14 protein-coding genes are annotated in these 15,565 nt (G+C 65.4%); 9 read left to right on the top strand and 5 right to left on the bottom strand.

Annotated features, from left to right (window positions below):
• Nucleotides 1–49 precede the first annotated feature (49 nt).
• Together A5736_RS23255 and A5736_RS23250 are read right to left on the bottom strand one after the other, a co-directional pair.
• Complete coding sequence (locus tag A5736_RS23255) at nt 50–1,663, bottom strand: FAD-dependent oxidoreductase (protein ID WP_076248865.1); 1,614 nt, start codon at nt 1,661–1,663, stop codon at nt 50–52.
• Between the two features lie 14 nt (nt 1,664–1,677).
• Nucleotides 1,678–2,355 carry an IclR family transcriptional regulator gene (locus tag A5736_RS23250; protein WP_076248863.1) on the bottom strand — a complete coding sequence of 226 codons (678 nt, stop codon included), beginning with the start codon at nt 2,353–2,355 and terminating at the stop codon, nt 1,678–1,680.
• Nucleotides 2,356–2,482: 127 nt separating this feature from the next.
• Here A5736_RS23250 and A5736_RS23245 point away from each other — a divergent pair, with 127 nt between their 5' ends.
• From A5736_RS23245 to A5736_RS23210, 8 genes are read left to right on the top strand one after another with little or no spacing between them, the layout of a single operon-like run.
• Nucleotides 2,483–3,346 (top strand): alpha/beta fold hydrolase, encoded by an 864-nt coding sequence (locus A5736_RS23245; protein ID WP_076248861.1) that lies wholly within the window; start codon nt 2,483–2,485, stop codon nt 3,344–3,346.
• On the top strand, nt 3,346–5,070 hold the full coding sequence (locus tag A5736_RS23240) for a bifunctional 3-(3-hydroxy-phenyl)propionate/3-hydroxycinnamic acid hydroxylase (protein WP_076248859.1): 1,725 nt from the start codon (nt 3,346–3,348) through the stop codon (nt 5,068–5,070). The genes A5736_RS23245 and A5736_RS23240 overlap by 1 nt, the downstream gene beginning before the upstream one ends.
• Nucleotides 5,018–5,935 carry a 3-carboxyethylcatechol 2,3-dioxygenase gene (locus A5736_RS23235; RefSeq protein ID WP_254848442.1) on the top strand — a complete coding sequence of 306 codons (918 nt, stop codon included), beginning with the start codon at nt 5,018–5,020 and terminating at the stop codon, nt 5,933–5,935. Before A5736_RS23240 ends, A5736_RS23235 begins: the two co-directional genes overlap by 53 nt.
• Nucleotides 5,932–7,665 carry an FAD-binding protein gene (locus A5736_RS23230; protein ID WP_076248855.1) on the top strand — a complete coding sequence of 578 codons (1,734 nt, stop codon included), beginning with the start codon at nt 5,932–5,934 and terminating at the stop codon, nt 7,663–7,665. Before A5736_RS23235 ends, A5736_RS23230 begins: the two co-directional genes overlap by 4 nt.
• Nucleotides 7,666–7,667: 2 nt before the next feature.
• Entirely contained in the window at nt 7,668–8,975 is a 1,308-nt protein-coding gene (locus A5736_RS23225) for an LLM class flavin-dependent oxidoreductase (protein WP_076122568.1), read from the top strand.
• Nucleotides 8,972–9,802, top strand: coding sequence for a coniferyl-alcohol dehydrogenase (locus tag A5736_RS23220; protein WP_076248853.1), 831 nt, complete (start codon nt 8,972–8,974; stop codon nt 9,800–9,802). The genes A5736_RS23225 and A5736_RS23220 overlap by 4 nt, the downstream gene beginning before the upstream one ends.
• Nucleotides 9,790–10,779 (top strand): cyclase family protein, encoded by a 990-nt coding sequence (locus A5736_RS23215; protein WP_076248851.1) that lies wholly within the window; start codon nt 9,790–9,792, stop codon nt 10,777–10,779. The genes A5736_RS23220 and A5736_RS23215 overlap by 13 nt, the downstream gene beginning before the upstream one ends.
• Nucleotides 10,779–11,609: an alpha/beta fold hydrolase gene (locus A5736_RS23210; protein WP_076248849.1), complete on the top strand. Its 831-nt coding sequence runs from the start codon at nt 10,779–10,781 to the stop codon at nt 11,607–11,609. The genes A5736_RS23215 and A5736_RS23210 overlap by 1 nt, the downstream gene beginning before the upstream one ends.
• Here A5736_RS23210 and A5736_RS23205 read toward each other — a convergent pair.
• Together A5736_RS23205 and A5736_RS23200 are read right to left on the bottom strand one after the other, a co-directional pair.
• Nucleotides 11,597–13,261: a multicopper oxidase family protein gene (locus A5736_RS23205; protein WP_076248847.1), complete on the bottom strand. Its 1,665-nt coding sequence runs from the start codon at nt 13,259–13,261 to the stop codon at nt 11,597–11,599. The genes A5736_RS23210 and A5736_RS23205 overlap by 13 nt on opposite strands.
• Before the next feature lie 14 nt (nt 13,262–13,275).
• Nucleotides 13,276–14,043 (bottom strand): SDR family oxidoreductase, encoded by a 768-nt coding sequence (locus A5736_RS23200; RefSeq protein ID WP_076248845.1) that lies wholly within the window; start codon nt 14,041–14,043, stop codon nt 13,276–13,278.
• 139 nt (nt 14,044–14,182) lie between these two features.
• Between A5736_RS23200 and A5736_RS23195 the strand changes: the two genes are divergently transcribed.
• Nucleotides 14,183–14,989, top strand: a complete 807-nt coding sequence (locus A5736_RS23195; protein ID WP_076248843.1) for an SDR family NAD(P)-dependent oxidoreductase — start codon at nt 14,183–14,185, stop codon at nt 14,987–14,989.
• A 2-nt stretch (nt 14,990–14,991) separates the two neighbouring features.
• Here the strand turns inward: A5736_RS23195 and A5736_RS23190 are convergent, their stop codons facing one another.
• Nucleotides 14,992–15,417 carry a PPOX class F420-dependent oxidoreductase gene (locus A5736_RS23190; protein ID WP_076122559.1) on the bottom strand — a complete coding sequence of 142 codons (426 nt, stop codon included), beginning with the start codon at nt 15,415–15,417 and terminating at the stop codon, nt 14,992–14,994.
• Nucleotides 15,418–15,565 lie beyond the last annotated feature (148 nt).

Here is a 15,565-nt window from a genome sequence, read left to right as displayed (position 1 = left end):
TGCGAGATTTGCACGGGTTTTTCGCACTCAGTACACGTTCGGCGCAAGGCTAAAGGTCGACGGACTTGCCGGTAGCGGCTGCATGGCCGGCGCGATAGCCGAAAACCATTGCCGGACCAATGGTTCCGCCGGCGCCGCCATAGGCCCGGCCGGTTACGCCGGCCATTGCATTGCCGGCGGCAAAGAGCCCGGTTATCGGCTCACCACTAACGTGGAGCACACGGCCGTCAGGATCGGTACGCGGCCCGCCCTTGGTACCCATCGAACCGATGCACACCGGCACCGCGTAATAGGGGGCGGTGTCGATCGGGCCGAGCGTCTTTCCGGCCAGAGTGGTGGCGCTGTCGTCGCCCCAGTAGCCGTCGTATGCGCTCGAGCCGCGGCCGAAATCGGGATCCGCGCCCGCGGCGACCTGACGGTTCCATTCCTGAACCGTCCGGTTGAGACCTTCCGCGTCGATACCGGTCTTCGCAGCCAACTCCGCAAGATCCGCCGACTCGCAGAACCAGTCCGGAACCGGTTGTCCGGGAGCGATACCCAGAAATCCGTAGCGCTGCAGGTGCTCCGAATCGAAGACGATCCAGCCGCGATCATTCACGTACCCACCGCGGGGATCGAGGTAGTGAAATGCGCCGGCCATCGAGTTGTAATCGCATGCCTCGTTGACGAACCGGCGGCCGGCCGCATTGACGATGATGCTCCTCGGCCGGGTTCGCTCCAGACGGACGCTGCGGCTGCGCGGCCTGCCGTCGATGGTGTCGCCCGGGATTTGCACGATCGGTACCCACCACGCTTCGCCCATGTTGCCCAGATCCGCGCCGTGCGCCATCGCCATGCGCAGCCCGTCGCCGGTGTTGTTCGGCGGCGAGACGGCACCGTGCATCGGGCCCCGCAAAAAGGCCTGCGCTAGAACCGGATCCCATTCGAATCCGCCGGTTCCCAGGATGACACCGCGTCGAGCGCGCACGCTCAGGTTTCCTCCGGGAACGGTCACCCGTACGCCGGTGACTTCACCACCCTCGGCGAGTAGTTGTTCGGCCCGCGCATTCACCCGCGGCGTCACTCCGACATCGAGCAACCCCTTCAGGAGTCCCGCGATCAGCGCGGTGCCGGCGACGCAGAGATGGCTCGTTCGTTCATCGATGGCGGCGTGCAGCCGGGCTCGGGTCTCGGCATCGAAACCGACGTTGGACCAATCGGCGGGGAAAGACATGATTTGGGTTGCCCACTCGCCCAATTGGGCGAGATCGAAGGGGGCCGCGCTCAGCGATCGCCCTCCCGTCGGTTGGCCCCCCGGCAGCTCCGGCTGGTAATCGGGGAAGCCTTCGGCGATTTCGAAACGCAGGCCGCTGTGTGCTTCCACGAAGTCAAGCATCGCCGGGCCGGTTCGCACAAACGTCTCGACCAGGGCGTCGTCCATCGAGCCAAAGGACTGCGCGCGCAGGTACCGCAATGCGTCCGCGACCGTCAATTCCCCATCGGGAGAACGGTTATGGGCAGGGATCCACACGATGCCACCCGACACCGCGGTGGTCCCGCCGACGGTCGGGGCCTTCTCGAAGACCGCAACGGATGCGCCGGCGGTAGCGGCCGATAGAGCGGCCGTGAGCCCGGCCGCGCCGCTGCCAAGCACGACGACATCGACTTCGGAGTCCCAAGGCATGGACCGATATCCCTTCAGCTCAGTAGGTCGGACAACTGCTTCGCGGCCCGGATGACCGCGTCCTTCCCGCGCATCACGACATCTTCTCGATGGGAGATGAGGTTGATACACGTTGGCGGGGAGGGTGCTTGGCGGCGGACGGGGACGGCGAGGCCGTACGTGTTGGGCTCGATCTCGGCATACGTCGTCACCCAGCCGCGTTCACGAGCGCGGGCGACCAGATCCCGTTCGCCGGGGCGCGGGGGCATGCTCGCGAGCAGGGCGATCCCGGCGGCACCGCGGTCCAACGGATATCGGCTGCCTTCGTGGAAGGCGAGTTGGTAGGCGACGTGGCTCGGCACGATCACCGCGACGGCCACCTGTTGGTCTCCCTCGGCAACGAGCAATGACACCGTGGTGCCGAGATCGTCGGCCAGTGCGCGCAGTATCGGCAGACTGACCTGGCGCACGTTGCGGTCGAACGACGCGCCGAGCACGGCCAGGCCGGCCCCGGGCCGGTACCGCCCGTCCTCTCCCTTGGCGACCAATCGGAACTGAGCCAACGTCGAAAGCAAGCGGTACGCGATCGTCCGGTGCACCCCGACCTGGTCGGCGAGTTGCTGCACGGTGAGCCCGGCCGGGGAGGCCGCCACCATCTGCAGCGCCGTCAGGCCCCTGGCCAGGGTCTGCGAGCCGGTCCCCGAACTTGTCACAGCCTTGACAGACCTCCATGCGAGAGCGAAGCTCTAATATATAGCGCACGCTAGTGTGCGATATTCGCACACCGCACAAGTCTAAAACGACAACCAGATTTCCACCAGAGGTAGGCAGAGAGGAACCGTGGCGGAGTTCGAGAGCATATGGAGCGACCTCCAGGGCGTTGCGTTTGAACAGGGTTACCTCGACGCCGGCGGAGTCCGGACGCGCTTTTTGCGTGCCGGTGACCCGGGCAAACCGGTGCTGTTGCTGCTGCACGGCTCCGGCGGCCACGCCGAGGCCTACGTCCGCAACCTGGCGGCCCACGCCGAGCATTTCTGGACCTGGTCGATCGACATGCTGGGGCACGGGTACACCGACAAGCCGGGCCACCCGCTGGAGGTCGGTCACTACGTCGAGCACCTGATGGCGGTGCTGCGCACCATCGGCGCCGATCGCGCCTGCCTCAGCGGCGAATCGCTCGGCGGCTGGGTGGCCGCCCGCACCGCGGTCGACCATCCCGACGTGGTTGACCGGCTGGTCCTCAATACCGCCGGGGGCTCCCAAGCGGATCCCGTGGTGATGCAACGGATCATCACGCTGTCCATGGCCGCCGCCGAGGACCCCGCGTGGGAGACGGTTGCGGCCCGGATCAAATGGCTGATGGCCGACAAATCCAAGGATTACGACGACCTCGTGGCCAGCCGCCAGCGGATCTATCGCCAACCGGGATTCGTAGCGGCCATGCGCGACATTATGGCCCTGCAAGACACCGAGATTCGGGCGCGCAACATCCTCGGGCCGGACGAATACGGGTCGATCACCGCTCCGACGCTGGTGCTGTGGACAAGTGACGATCCGACCGCCGACGTAACCGAAGGGCGCCGCATCGCGTCGATGATCCCCAACGCACGCTTCGAGCTGATGCCGGGCTGTGGCCACTGGCCCCAGTACGAGGACGCCAAGACCTTCAATCGCCTGCATCTCGACTTCCTGCTGGGGCGCTGATGAACAGCGACGGGCACCAGGCAAATGCCGTCGATGTCGACGTCGTGGTCGTCGGCGCCGGCCCAGTCGGGTTGACGTTGGCCAATATCCTTGGTCTGCAAGGCATCCGAACGCTGGTGGTCGAAGAACGAGACACACTCATCGACTACCCACGCGGCGTGGGGCTGGACGACGAGTCGTTGCGCACGTTCCAGTCGATCGGGCTGGTCGACCGGGTCCTGCCGCACACCGTGCCCAACCAGATTCTGCGTTTCGTCGACGCCAAGCGCCGGGTGCTTGCCGAAATGGCCCCGCCCGACGCGCGTTTCGGCTGGCCCAAGCGCAACGGCTTCGTGCAACCGCTCGTCGACGCCGAATTGCTCGCCGGGTTGGACAGATTCGAACACGTCGCGGTGTGGTGGGGCCGCCCGATGGCGTCGTGCGCCCAAGATGACAACGGGGTGACCGTCGAACTCGGCGGTGACGGCGACGCGGCCGGTGTGCGCGCACGTTACGTCGTCGGGTGCGACGGCGGGCGCAGCCAGACGCGACGGATGATGGACGTTTCCTTCGACGGGACCACATCGTCGACGCGGTGGCTGGTGGTCGATGTCGCCAACGACCCGCTGGGCCACCCCAACAGCGAGGTCGGCGCCGACCCCGAACGCCCCTATGCCTCGATCTCTATCGCACACGGAATTCGCCGCTTCGAGTTCATGATTCACGCCGACGAGACCGACGAGCAAGCGGAGGACCCGGCGTTTCTGACTCGGATGCTGGCGCGCATGGTGCCCCACCCCGACCGTGTCGACGTGATTCGGCGCCGGGTCTACACCCACCATTCGCGGATCGCCGGTGCGTTCCGCAGTGGCCGGTTGTTGTTGGCCGGCGACGCCGCCCACCTGATGCCGGTGTGGCAGGGCCAGGGCTACAACAGCGGGATCCGCGACGCAGCCAATCTGGGCTGGAAGCTCGCCGCGGTGGTGAACGGTCAGGCAACCGACAAGCTGCTGGACACCTACGACGTGGAGCGCCGCAAGCACGCGCGCGCGATGATCGACCTGTCCACCATGGTCGGCCGCGTCATCTCACCGACAAACCGTCGGGTGGCGACCGCGCGGGACCTCCTCGTGCGATCCGCGTCAATTGTGCCCTCGCTCAAGCGCTATGTGCTGGAGATGCGGTTCAAGCCGATGCCGCGCTACGAGCAGGGCGCCGTGGTGCATTCGGCGGGTCCCAACGGGCCAGCTCGCGCGGACTCGCCGGTCGGCACGCTGTTCATCCAGCCCCGGGTCGACACCCGCGTCCAGCAAGACATCCTGTTGGACGACGTCCTCGGCGACTGGTTCGCGGTGCTGTGCTGGAACAACAACCCCCGCAAGATCCTCGGCGATGAGGCCTTCGAGGCATGGAAAGCCTTGGGCGCGCGGTTCATCGCGCTGCGCCCCGCCACGCAGCTGCACTGGACCGGGCACGACGATCCCGATGTTGTGGTCGTCGGCGACCGGGGCGGCGGCGTCAAATCCTGGTTCGACACGCACCCTGAATCGGTCGTGTTCCTGCGCCCAGATCGGTGTATCGCGGGTGCCTGCATCGCACAGCGCGCGCCGGAGCTGAGCGCCGCGCTCCTCGATGCCCTCACGCTCACCCCGGGAGGGGGTGATCACCGAAGTGCCTCTGGCTCTGTGCTGTATGTCCCACAGCCCGCTCCTGAATCTTCCGGGGCCGTCGCGGGACCTGCTTGACGACATCGAAGGCGCGATCGCTGAGGCGCGCGCATTCGTCGAAGATTACAACCCGGAACTCGTAGTCATCTTCTCGCCGGATCACTACAACGGATTCTTCTACAAGGTGATGCCGCCGTTCTGTATCGGCATGAGTGCTACCGGGATTGGCGACTATGGCACCCACGCCGGCCCGCTCGATGTTCCCGAGGAGCTGGCCACCGAATGCGCGAAGGCTGTACTCGCCGCCGGTGTCGACGTCGCGGTGTCGGCCAATATGGACGTGGACCACGGCACCGTTCAGCCGCTGGAGAAACTCTTCGGGGACGCCACCGCACGCCCGGTGATACCGGTTTTCGTCAACGCGATCGCGGTTCCGCTGGGGCCGTTGCAGCGCTGCCGTGCACTCGGTGCCGCCGTGGGCGGCTTCCTCGCCACTCTGGACAAGCGGGTGCTGGTGATCGGATCCGGTGGACTCTCGCACAGCCCTCCGGTTCCGACGCTGGCGACCGCGACTGCCGCAGTGCGCGAACGCATCGTGGACGGTCGGCCGATGACGCCCGAGCAGCGGCGGGCTCGGCAAGCGGCGACGGCAGACGCGGCCAAGAGCTTTGCCGCCGGCGAAAATGACCTGCAACCGCTCAACCCTGCGTGGGATCATCGCTTCCTCGAAATCGTCGACGCGGGACGGCTGGACGATCTCGATCAGTGGTCGAACTCGTTCGTGGTCCACGAAGGCGGCAGCTCGGCGCACGAAATCAGAACCTGGGTAGCGGCTTTCGCCGCACTCGAATCGGCCGGGCCGTACCGGACGGTGATGCGCTACTACCGGCCGGCGCCGGAACTGATCGCCGGATTCGCCATCAGAACGGCGACACCGGCATGACCGCCGAGGGTTTCGATCACGTGGTCGACGTGCTCATCGTCGGGTCCGGCGGTGGCGGCATGGCGGCCGCCCTCACCGCGGACGCTTCCGGGCTGGACACGTTGGTGGTGGAAAAGTCCTCTCATTTCGGCGGTTCCACCGCCCTCTCCGGTGGCGGCATCTGGGTGCCCGGGGCACCCGCACAACGCAGGGAGGGCTATGTCCCGGACCCCGAAGGTGTCGTCGAATACCTACGCAAGATCACCGACGGCTTGGTCAGCGAGGCGCGCATACGCCAGTACGTGGAGTCTGCGCCGCAGATGCTCGAATTCCTCGAACGGCTGTCGGGATGGTTGGAGTTCGTCTGGAAGCCCGGCTACGCCGACTATTATCCGGAATTGCCCGGCGGCTCCGAACTCGGTAGCACTATCAACGTGCCGCCCGTCGACCTGCGCACATTGGGCCCCGACGAGGGGAAACTGCTCCAGCCGCTGACGCTCGCTCCCAAGGGAATCTGGTTGGGTCCCAAGGAGCTTCGAACCTTCTACCGGATCAGGCAGTCATGGGCAGGCAAGGGCGTGCTGCTGAAGCTGATCTGGCGCATGGTCAAAGCCAGAGCGTTCAACGAGCGGATGGCGGCGATCGGGCAGTCACTGATGGCACGGCTGTTTCTGGCGATGCGCGAGCGTGGCATCCCGTTGTGGCTGGACTCGCCGATGGTCGAGTTGCTCACCGACAGCGACGGATCGGTGACCGGGGCGGTGCTGGAGCGCGACGGCGGCAAGCAGCGAATCGGTGCACGCCGCGGCGTCATCCTGGCTTCCGGGGGTTTCGATCACGATCTCGCCTGGCGCAAGGAGCAGCTGCCCATCTTGGAGAGTGTGGGGTCCCGGGACTGGAGCTTCGGCAATCCCGCCGCCATGGGCGACGGCATTCGGGCGGGCCAGAAGGTGGGTGCCGGAACCGACCTGCTCGACGAGGCCTGGTGGTTCCCGGCAATCCAATGGCCGGACGGCCGAATGCAATTCATGCTGAACGAACGGATGATGCCGGCGCAGTTCATCGTCAATGGCGACGGTAAGCGCTTCATCAACGAGGCAGCGCCCTACATGGATTTCGGCCACGCCGTGATCGACGGCCAGAAATCCGGCATCACGCACATACCGTGCTGGCTCATCACCGACCACCGGTCTTGGAATCGCTATGTGATCGGCGGCCATCTGCCGATACCCAAAATCCCTGGGGCCCCGGTGCCCACGGGCCGCAAGATGCCGTCCGCGTGGCTGGAGTCCGGCGTCGTCAAAGCCGCCACGAGTTGGGAAGACATGGCGACCAAGATCGGGGTGCCGGCGCGCCAGCTTAGCGAAACCGCAACACGTTTCAACGAACTCGCTCACCGGGGACACGACGACGATTTCAACCGCGGGGACAGCGTCTACGACAACTACTACGGCGATCCGACACTGCCAAACCCGAATCTGTATCCGCTGGGCGATCCCCCGTATTACGCGTTTCGAATCGTGCTCGGCGACCTCGGGACGTCGGGCGGTCTGCGTACCGACGAATACGCGCGAGTACTACGGTCCGACGACACCGTCGTGCGGGGACTGTACGCGGTGGGCAATACCGCCGCGCCGGTGATGGGCCGCAGCTACGCCGGAGCCGGGGCGACCATCGGCCCGGCGATGACCTTTGGCTTTGTCGCGGCCAAACACCTTGCGAGCCAGACCCTTAGTTCTCATAGGAGGTAACAATGAAAATCTCGCTGTTCTACGAGTTCGCCCTTCCCCGTCCGTGGGCACCCGACGACGAACACGTCTTGTTGCAGGACTGCCTGGACGAGGTCGAGGCGGCCGACAAAGCGGGGTTCTCCACGGTCTGGCTGACCGAGCACCACTTCCTCGAGGAATACTGTCATTCCACCGCGCCGGAAATATTCTTGGCCGCGGCCAGCCAGCGGACCAAGAACATCCGGCTGGGGTTCGGCATCATGCACCTTCCGCCCGCGGTGAATCATCCCGCGCGGGTCGCCGAACGCATCGCCACCCTCGACCTGCTGTCCAACGGGCGCGTCGAGTTCGGCACCGGGGAATCGTCCTCGGTTGGTGAGCTCGGCGGATTCAACATCGATCCCGCCGACAAACGCGCGCAATGGGAAGAGGCCCTCGAGGTATCCATTCGCTGCATGATCGAGGAGCCCTTCGCGGGATTCGATGGCGAGCACATCCAGATGCCGGCCCGCAACGTGATCCCCAAGCCGCTGCAAAAGCCCCATCCGCCGGTCTGGGTAGCCTGCACGCGGCCGGCGAGCGTACAGATGGCCGCCCAAAAGGCCATCGGCGCATTGAGTTTCGCCTACACCGGCCCGGGTCCGCTGACCGAGCGGGTCAACGGCTACTACAAGGAATTCGAGGAGAACGGTGTGCCGGTCACACCGCGGATCAACCCGAACATTCTCGCCATCGGCGGCGACCTGTCGATGATGGTCGCCAAGTCCGACGACGAGGCGCTCAAACGCCTCGGCCAGGGCGGCGGATTCTTCTCGTTCGGCATCATGCACTTCTATATGACCGGCGTGCACACGCCCGGGCGGACCGGGGTGTGGAAGCGGTACCTGGAAGAGGTCGAGAAGGACCCGACACTGGCCTACGGCCCCGGACGCGGCGCGATCGGTTCCCCGGCCACCGTGCGCGAGTTCCTGCGCGGCTACGAGGAAAGCGGTGTCGACGAGATCATCCTGCTGCTCAATCCGCGCAGCCACGAGGGGACCATGGAGTCGATCGAGCTGATGGGCAAGGAGGTGCTGCCCGAGTTCATCGAGCGCGACAAAAAGGCGGTGGCCGACAAAGCCGTCCGGCTCGCACCCGTGATCGAGAAGGTCGAGGCGCGACGGCCGGAATCGACTGCACCGAAGTTCGACGAAAAGTACTCCTTCGGTGGCCTGCCGACCGGGCGCGGCGGTAAGTTCACCGCCAGCGAGATCCCCGAAGCCATGGCGGAGATCAACGAGGGTCGTGTCCAGGCGGCGCAGCGCGCGAAGGAGGAGCAGCAGGGCACGTGACGGGCATCGACGAGCTTTGGCGCTACGACGGCCGCCGTGCGGTGGTGACCGGGTGTGCGTCGGGCATCGGCGAACACGTGGTGCGGCAACTTACCGAGCTCGGAGCCGACGTCGTGGGCCTGGACAAGCGCCCGCCGACCGTCGAGCTCAACAATTTTCATGAAGTCGACCTCGCCGACCCGGAATCAATCGACGATGCGGTAGCCGCCATCGGCGGGCAGGTCGATGCGCTATTCAACGTCGCCGGTGTCTCCTCCGGAATCGGTGACCCGCCGCTGGTTGTCGCGATCAACTTCCTCGGCTTGCGGCATGCCACCGAGGCACTGATCCCGAAGATGGTCGACGGGGCGTCCATTGTCAGCGTGTCGTCGCTGGCCGCAGCCGGATACCGGGAACACCTGCACGACGTGGCGCCGCTGCTGAATACCGCGACGATGCAAGAGGGCATCGACTGGTGCCATACCCATCCCGAAGAGCTGACCGGCGGCGGCTACCAATTGTCGAAAGAAGCGATCATCCTCTACACCATGCGGAGCGCTACGCCGCTGGGGGCGCGGGGCATCCGCATCAACTGCACCGGCCCCGGGGTGACCGAAACGCCTATCCTTGACCAGCTACGGACGGCCTACGGGCAGGGCTATCTCGACGACATCCCCAAGCCGCTGGCGCGCGTCGCCGGTCCGGACGAGCAGGCCTCGGTTCTACTGTTTCTGAATAGTCGTGCAGCCAGCTATATCTCGGGCCAGGTCGTATGGGTCGACGGCGGCAACGTCGGCGCGGCGATCGCCCGGGAACTCGAGGAAGGACGGGCTCCGTGGCCAGCCTGACTGATTTTCGGCGGGTCGCTCGCGACGTCTCCAACTGGGGGCGATGGGGAAGCGACGACGAGCTGGGCACCCTGAACTTCATCACCGAGGACAAAGTTGCTCAAGCGGCAAGCCTGGTCCGGCACGGCAAGGTCTTTCCTCTCGGTGTGGACTTCGGCGCGTCAGGACCGCAGGGCGCCTTCGAGTTCCGCCACAACCCGGTGCATGTCATGACTATCGACGGCGGCGACGTGAACACGCTGGCCCAATACGGGCCCGAGTGGGCGCGTAACCCGTTGGCGCAGCAGCTGAGCCAATACATGGCGGCCAATCCGTTCCGCTTCAACGACGACATGATCATCATGCCGCTCCAAGCCGCCAGCCAGTGGGATGCGTTGTCTCACGTCTACTACGACGACAAGCTCTACAACGGCTTCCCGGCGGGTTCGGTGACGAGCATGGGTGCCTATCACTGCGGCATCGACAAGGTCGACGGCAAGGGCATCACCTCGCGCGGTGTGCTGCTGGACCTGGTTCGCCACCGCGGCGCGGACGTCTACCTCGAACCCGGAAACCCGATCACTCCCGAAGAACTCGACGACGTGGTCCGCGCCCAGGGCGTGACGGTCGGCCGGGGTGACATCGTGCTGATCCGAACCGGTTGGTGGACAAGGTTTCTGGAGACCGGCAACAAGATGGAAGGCTACTCCGGGCTGGACTGGCGCTGCGCATCGTGGCTGCATGATCGTGAGGTCGCGGCGGTCGCCGCCGACAACCTGCAAGTCGAAGACCTGGTGTCCGGGGTGGACGGAGTTTTCCTGCCCCTGCATCTGCTGTGCCTGCGCGACATGGGGCTGATGTTCGGCGAGTACTGGGACCTCGGCGCCCTAGCGGACGACTGTTCCGCCGACGGAGTATACGAATTCCAGCTGATCGCGCCGCCGTTGAGAGTTGTTGGCGCCGTGGGCTCCCCGGTGAATCCGATCGCGATCAAGTGATGAAAGTTCAGCGTAAGTCCACGCTGGTCGATGGGCTGGCCACCAGCTACCTGGAGGCCGGCGAGGGCGATCCGGTGGTCCTGCTGCACGGCGGCGAATTCGGTGCCAGCGCCGAGCTCGGCTGGGAACGCAACATCACCGCCCTCGCCGCTCGACATCGCGTGCTGGCGCCCGACCAGCTGGGATTCGGTCAGTCGGCGAAGGTCATCGATTTCGTCAATGGCCGTGGCATGCGGATTCGGCATGTGGCCCGCTTCTGCGAAACGCTTGGCATCGACTCGGCGCATTTCGTCGGCAACTCGATGGGAGCCATCAACCTGCTCACCGACGCGACCTCGGATGCACCGCTGCTACCGATCCGCAGCCTGGTGATCATCTGCGGTGGGGGAGAAATCCAACAGAACCGGCACTTCGAGGCGCTCCAGCAATACGACGCCACGCTGCCCGCGATGCGCCGCATCGTCGAAGCGTTGTTCTACGACGCCGGCTATCCCGCCGACGACGACTACGTGCGGCGCCGCTACGAGTCGAGTATCGCGCCTGGCGCATGGGAGGCCGTGGCCGCGGCCAGGTTTCGTCGCCCGGATGCCGCACCGCCGCCGACCCCGTCGACGGCGCGGGCCTACGAGCGCATCGACGTGCCGACCCTTGTCGTCGAAGGCGGAGACGACAAACTGTTGCCATCGGGCTGGGCGGCCCAGATCGCCAAACAGATCGACGGTGCCCGCCCGGTAGTGGTCGACAAGGCCGGTCACTGCCCGCAAATTGAGCAGCCGGAGGCGGTCAACGAGCTGCTACTGGACTTTCTGGCGAAAAGTCAGAAGACATAGTCCAGACGGGTCTGCATCCCGGCCTCTTGGTGGTATGTGTTGTGGCAGTGCAGCACCCACAAGCCGGGGTTGTCGGCGACGAGGACCGCGAGGATCTTCTGCTTGGGCAAGACGATCACTGTGTCCTTGCGCGCGCCGGGGCTGCCGTCAGCCTTGATCAGCTGGAATGTGTGGCCGTGCAGGTGAATTGGGTGATACATCATCGTGGGGTTGTCGAACGTGATGGTGGGCCGTTGGCCCTGCCGGACGTGCAGCGGATTGGTGCTGCGGTAGGGCTGCCCGTTGATCGTCCAGTTGTATTGCATCATGTTGCCGCCCAGTACGACCGGGAGGTTGAGGCCGGCTTCGGGGCGACCGAGGTTGACCGGTGTGGTGGCGGTGAACATGTCGATGGTGCCCACGCGTTTGGTCAGTTCGGCCGGTTGAAAACCCGGGTCGGGTTGGCTGCCGGATCCGGTGGCGAGCAGGGCCCGCGCCAGGGCACCCTTTCCTTCCGCCAGCGCCACCAGTGGGAAGACCCCGTCGGCTGCGGTCACGATGACGTCGTAGCGTTCGGCCATGCCGACGAGCAGAGCATCGACCTGTCTGGGCACGACGGGGTAACCATCGGTGTGGGTGACCGTCATCGAATGGCCAGCCAGCGCGACGCGAAATGCGGTGTCGGAGCCGGTGTTGATGAAGCGGATCCGGATTCGCTGACCTGGCTTTGCGTTGAAAGTGGTGGGGGCCGCAGGAATTCGGCCATTGATGAGGTAGTACGGGTAGGCGATGTCGCCGGCGTCGCCGCCGAGCAGGTCGCTTTTGCCGGCACTGCCCCGTGGTGTCTCGGCCATCGAGCTCGGCGGCGTGGCGGTCGTCGTGGTCGTCGTCCCCGTCGACGTTGTCGAGGTCGTCGTCTCCGTCGACGTTGTCGAGGTTGTCGGGCTCGTCGTGGTCGTGGTCGTGGTCGTGGTCGACGTCGGCTCGGTCGTCGTGGGCATGTTCGACATTGGGGGCTTATTCGGGCTGGTGAGTTCGTTGTACAACTGTTGTGGGGACCTGCCGATCCCATCGGTCCAATCATCAAGGACGACAATCCATTCGGCGTCGTAGTTGCCCTCGGTCGGATCGTCGACGATGACCGGCAGATAGAGTCCCTTGTCGGCGTCCAGGCCGGTGTGCGGATGGGCCCAATATGTGCCCGGATTCGGGACGGAGAACCTGTAGGTAAAGTCTTGGCCCGCTGCGATGTTTGGGGTGGCCGGCGCGGCACCGTCCATGTCGTTGCGCATCGCGATACCGTGCCAATGCACCGACGTGGGACGGTCGAGCCGGTTTGAAACGGTGACGGCCAGCTCGTCGCCGATGCTGGCCCGGATCAGCGGTCCGGGAATGGAATTGCCGTAGGCGAACGTATGGACGATCGGCCCACCGAGATCGATCTGGGCCGGCTGTGGGGTTAGGGCGGCGGTCACGGTCCGCCCGCTATGTGGCCGAGCGGCCTCGACCTCGGCTATGGCTGCGGTCATTTGTGCGGCGCTGCCGGTCACCTGAGATTTCGATTGGCTGCACGCGGCCAGCGTCAATCCACCGGCGATGCCGGCGACCATGAAGCCGCGCCTGGTGATAACCGTGCGGTCGAAGGGGGCTCCGCTTGTTGGCAGCTCGGGCATTGATCGCTCCTTGCTTACTGCGATCCGCTGGGAGTCCGGGAGGCCTTCCAGTCGCTGAAGCGGGTGGGATAGATCGTCGGGTTTTCGCCGTCGGTGGGGACGATGGTGCGCTCGTCGAGCTGGGTACCGAAATAGCGGGCCTTGGGGTCGCCCACAACTTGGCGTGGATCGCCGGAACCGGCAAGCGCGGTTCGGATGAATTCGTCCATGCCACGCTTTTCGGGTCCGGCGATATTGGTGATGCCGTTGGTCGGATCGGCGGTTGCTGCGCGGGTGACGGCGGTGGCGACGTCCTTCGCGGCGATGGGCTGAAACGCCCCTTCCGGCAGCAGGACGGTGTTGCCGTCGGTCGCCGAATCCGCGATGGCGTCGACGAATTCGAAGAACTGGGTCGCCCGCACGATCGAATACGGACATCCCGATTCCTCGATCAATTTCTCTTGGGCAACCTTGGCCCGCATGTAGCCACTGTCCGGGGCGCGGTCGGCACCCACGATCGAGAGTGCGACGTGGTGCTGCACACCGGCCTCGCGTTCCGCGGCGAGAAGGTTTTTGGTCGACGTGGTGAAGAACTGCAGCACGGGTTCGTCGTCGAAGGACGGGGAGTTGGACACGTCCACCACCGTGTGCACGCCCGCCACCGCTTCGGCGAGACCCTCACCGGTGACACTGTTGACACCGGAGCTTGGCGAGGCCGAGATCGCCTCATGTCCAAGCTCGGTCAGATTGGCGATGACCTGGGAGCCGATCAGCCCGCTGCCGCCGATGACCAAAATCTTCATGGTGAGCCCTCCCGAGGTAGTCAATGAACCGGTGAAGTCAGCCTTCCACTTCTGCAAACGAATTGATATGCGTCCAGTTCGCCGAACCCCTTAAATCAACCGCTTGACTTAACGGGGCCCGCGCCGATTAACTCGTCGTGTGGTTGATGAACTGGCCGGCAAGGTCGCCGTCGTCACCGGCGGTGCTTCCGGCATCGGCCGTGCCACCGTGGAGCGGTTTGTCGCCGAGGGCGCGCGGGTCGTCATTGCCGACATCGACGAGGACAGGGGTGAAGCCCTCGCGGCGGAGCTCGGCGCCGACGCCCTGTTTCGGCGGACCGACGTTTCCGATCCCGAACAGGTTGGCGCGCTGGTAGCGACCGCCGTCGAGAAATTCCGGGGCCTGCACATCATGGTCAACAACGCCGGGGTTTCGAGCACCATGCACAGCCGTTTTCTCGACGACGACCTGGCCGATTTTCACCGCGTCATGGCGGTCAACGTGCTGGGTGTGATGGCGGGTACCCGAGATGCCGCCCGGCACATGGCGACTCACGGCGGTGGATCCATCGTCAACATGACCTCGATCGGCGGAATCCAGGCCGGCGGTGGCGTGATGACTTACCGCGCGTCCAAAGCGGCAGTCATCCAGTTCACCAAGTCCGCGGCAATCGAGTTGGCGTACTACGAGATTCGAGTCAACGCCATTGCGCCGGGCAACATCCCCACCCCCCTCCTCGCTACCACGGTCAACAAGGATCCGGAGGAACTCGAGCGGTATGAGGCGGCAATCCGCGAGACGATGCGAGCCGACCGGCCGTTGAAGCGCGAGGGCACACCCGCGGATATCGCCGAAGCTGCGCTGTACTTCGCCAGCGACCGGTCGCGCTACGTCACCGGAACCGTGCTACCGGTGGATGGGGGGACGGTCGCCGGCAAGGCCATTCGGTCCAAGTCCAAGGGATGACTTCAGGAAACGTCGCGCCGGTCCACCTGCAGCTGATGCGGCTCGCTGACCTGATCGTCGATGCCGAAGCTGATGATGCGCCGCGGCGTGATACGGATGATCGCCGTGTCGAGCTCGTCACCGGCGGCGCCCTGTGCCGACGGTGCCTCGGCTTGCTCGGCGGTTCCGCGTATCTCGAGGCAACGCACCCGCCACGGGTCGCGCGAGGTGATGTCGTCAACGACGAAGGCCACCCTGTTGTCGTGGGCGATGTTGCGGTACTTCTGGCTCTTCGACATCCGGTAGCCGGCGATATCGATGGTGCCCAGTGCCTCGTTGTAGGTGAATCCCACCGGGCTGTTCTGTGGCGCGCCGTCGCGCTGGATGGTGGCCAACCGGCCCAGGTCGGCCTGGCGCAGGAAATCAATTTCATGCGATTTGAAGGTCATGACGGCAGGCTAGGACTTCAAGTGTTGTTGAAGTCAACCCGTGGCGACTGATCTCGTCGGAGGCGCCTCGAGCGGGGGGCGGGCGGGGGCGGGTGGGCCGCCCGGGGGGGGGGCGGGCGCGCCCGGGGGGGGGCGGGGCGCGCACTGT

The sequence above is a fragment of the Mycobacterium sp. SP-6446 genome (assembly GCF_001954045.1).
Classification (GTDB): domain Bacteria; phylum Actinomycetota; class Actinomycetes; order Mycobacteriales; family Mycobacteriaceae; genus Mycobacterium.
The sequence above is the reverse complement of the archived record's forward strand: the minus strand, read 5'-3'. Positions and strand labels throughout refer to the sequence as shown.

What these genes read in the sequence shown, in the direction of transcription:
- A5736_RS23235 (WP_254848442.1), top strand. Translation starts at nt 5,018, where the DNA reads ATGTCCCACAGCCCGCTCCTGAATCTTCCGGGGCCGTCGCGGGACCTG.
- A5736_RS23200 (WP_076248845.1), bottom strand. Translation starts at nt 14,043, where the DNA reads ATGAAGATTTTGGTCATCGGCGGCAGCGGGCTGATCGGCTCCCAGGTC.
- A5736_RS23255 (WP_076248865.1), bottom strand. Translation starts at nt 1,663, where the DNA reads ATGCCTTGGGACTCCGAAGTCGATGTCGTCGTGCTTGGCAGCGGCGCG.
- A5736_RS23230 (WP_076248855.1), top strand. Translation starts at nt 5,932, where the DNA reads ATGACCGCCGAGGGTTTCGATCACGTGGTCGACGTGCTCATCGTCGGG.
- A5736_RS23225 (WP_076122568.1), top strand. Translation starts at nt 7,668, where the DNA reads ATGAAAATCTCGCTGTTCTACGAGTTCGCCCTTCCCCGTCCGTGGGCA.
- A5736_RS23210 (WP_076248849.1), top strand. Translation starts at nt 10,779, where the DNA reads ATGAAAGTTCAGCGTAAGTCCACGCTGGTCGATGGGCTGGCCACCAGC.
- A5736_RS23240 (WP_076248859.1), top strand. Translation starts at nt 3,346, where the DNA reads ATGAACAGCGACGGGCACCAGGCAAATGCCGTCGATGTCGACGTCGTG.
- A5736_RS23190 (WP_076122559.1), bottom strand. Translation starts at nt 15,417, where the DNA reads ATGACCTTCAAATCGCATGAAATTGATTTCCTGCGCCAGGCCGACCTG.
- A5736_RS23205 (WP_076248847.1), bottom strand. Translation starts at nt 13,261, where the DNA reads ATGCCCGAGCTGCCAACAAGCGGAGCCCCCTTCGACCGCACGGTTATC.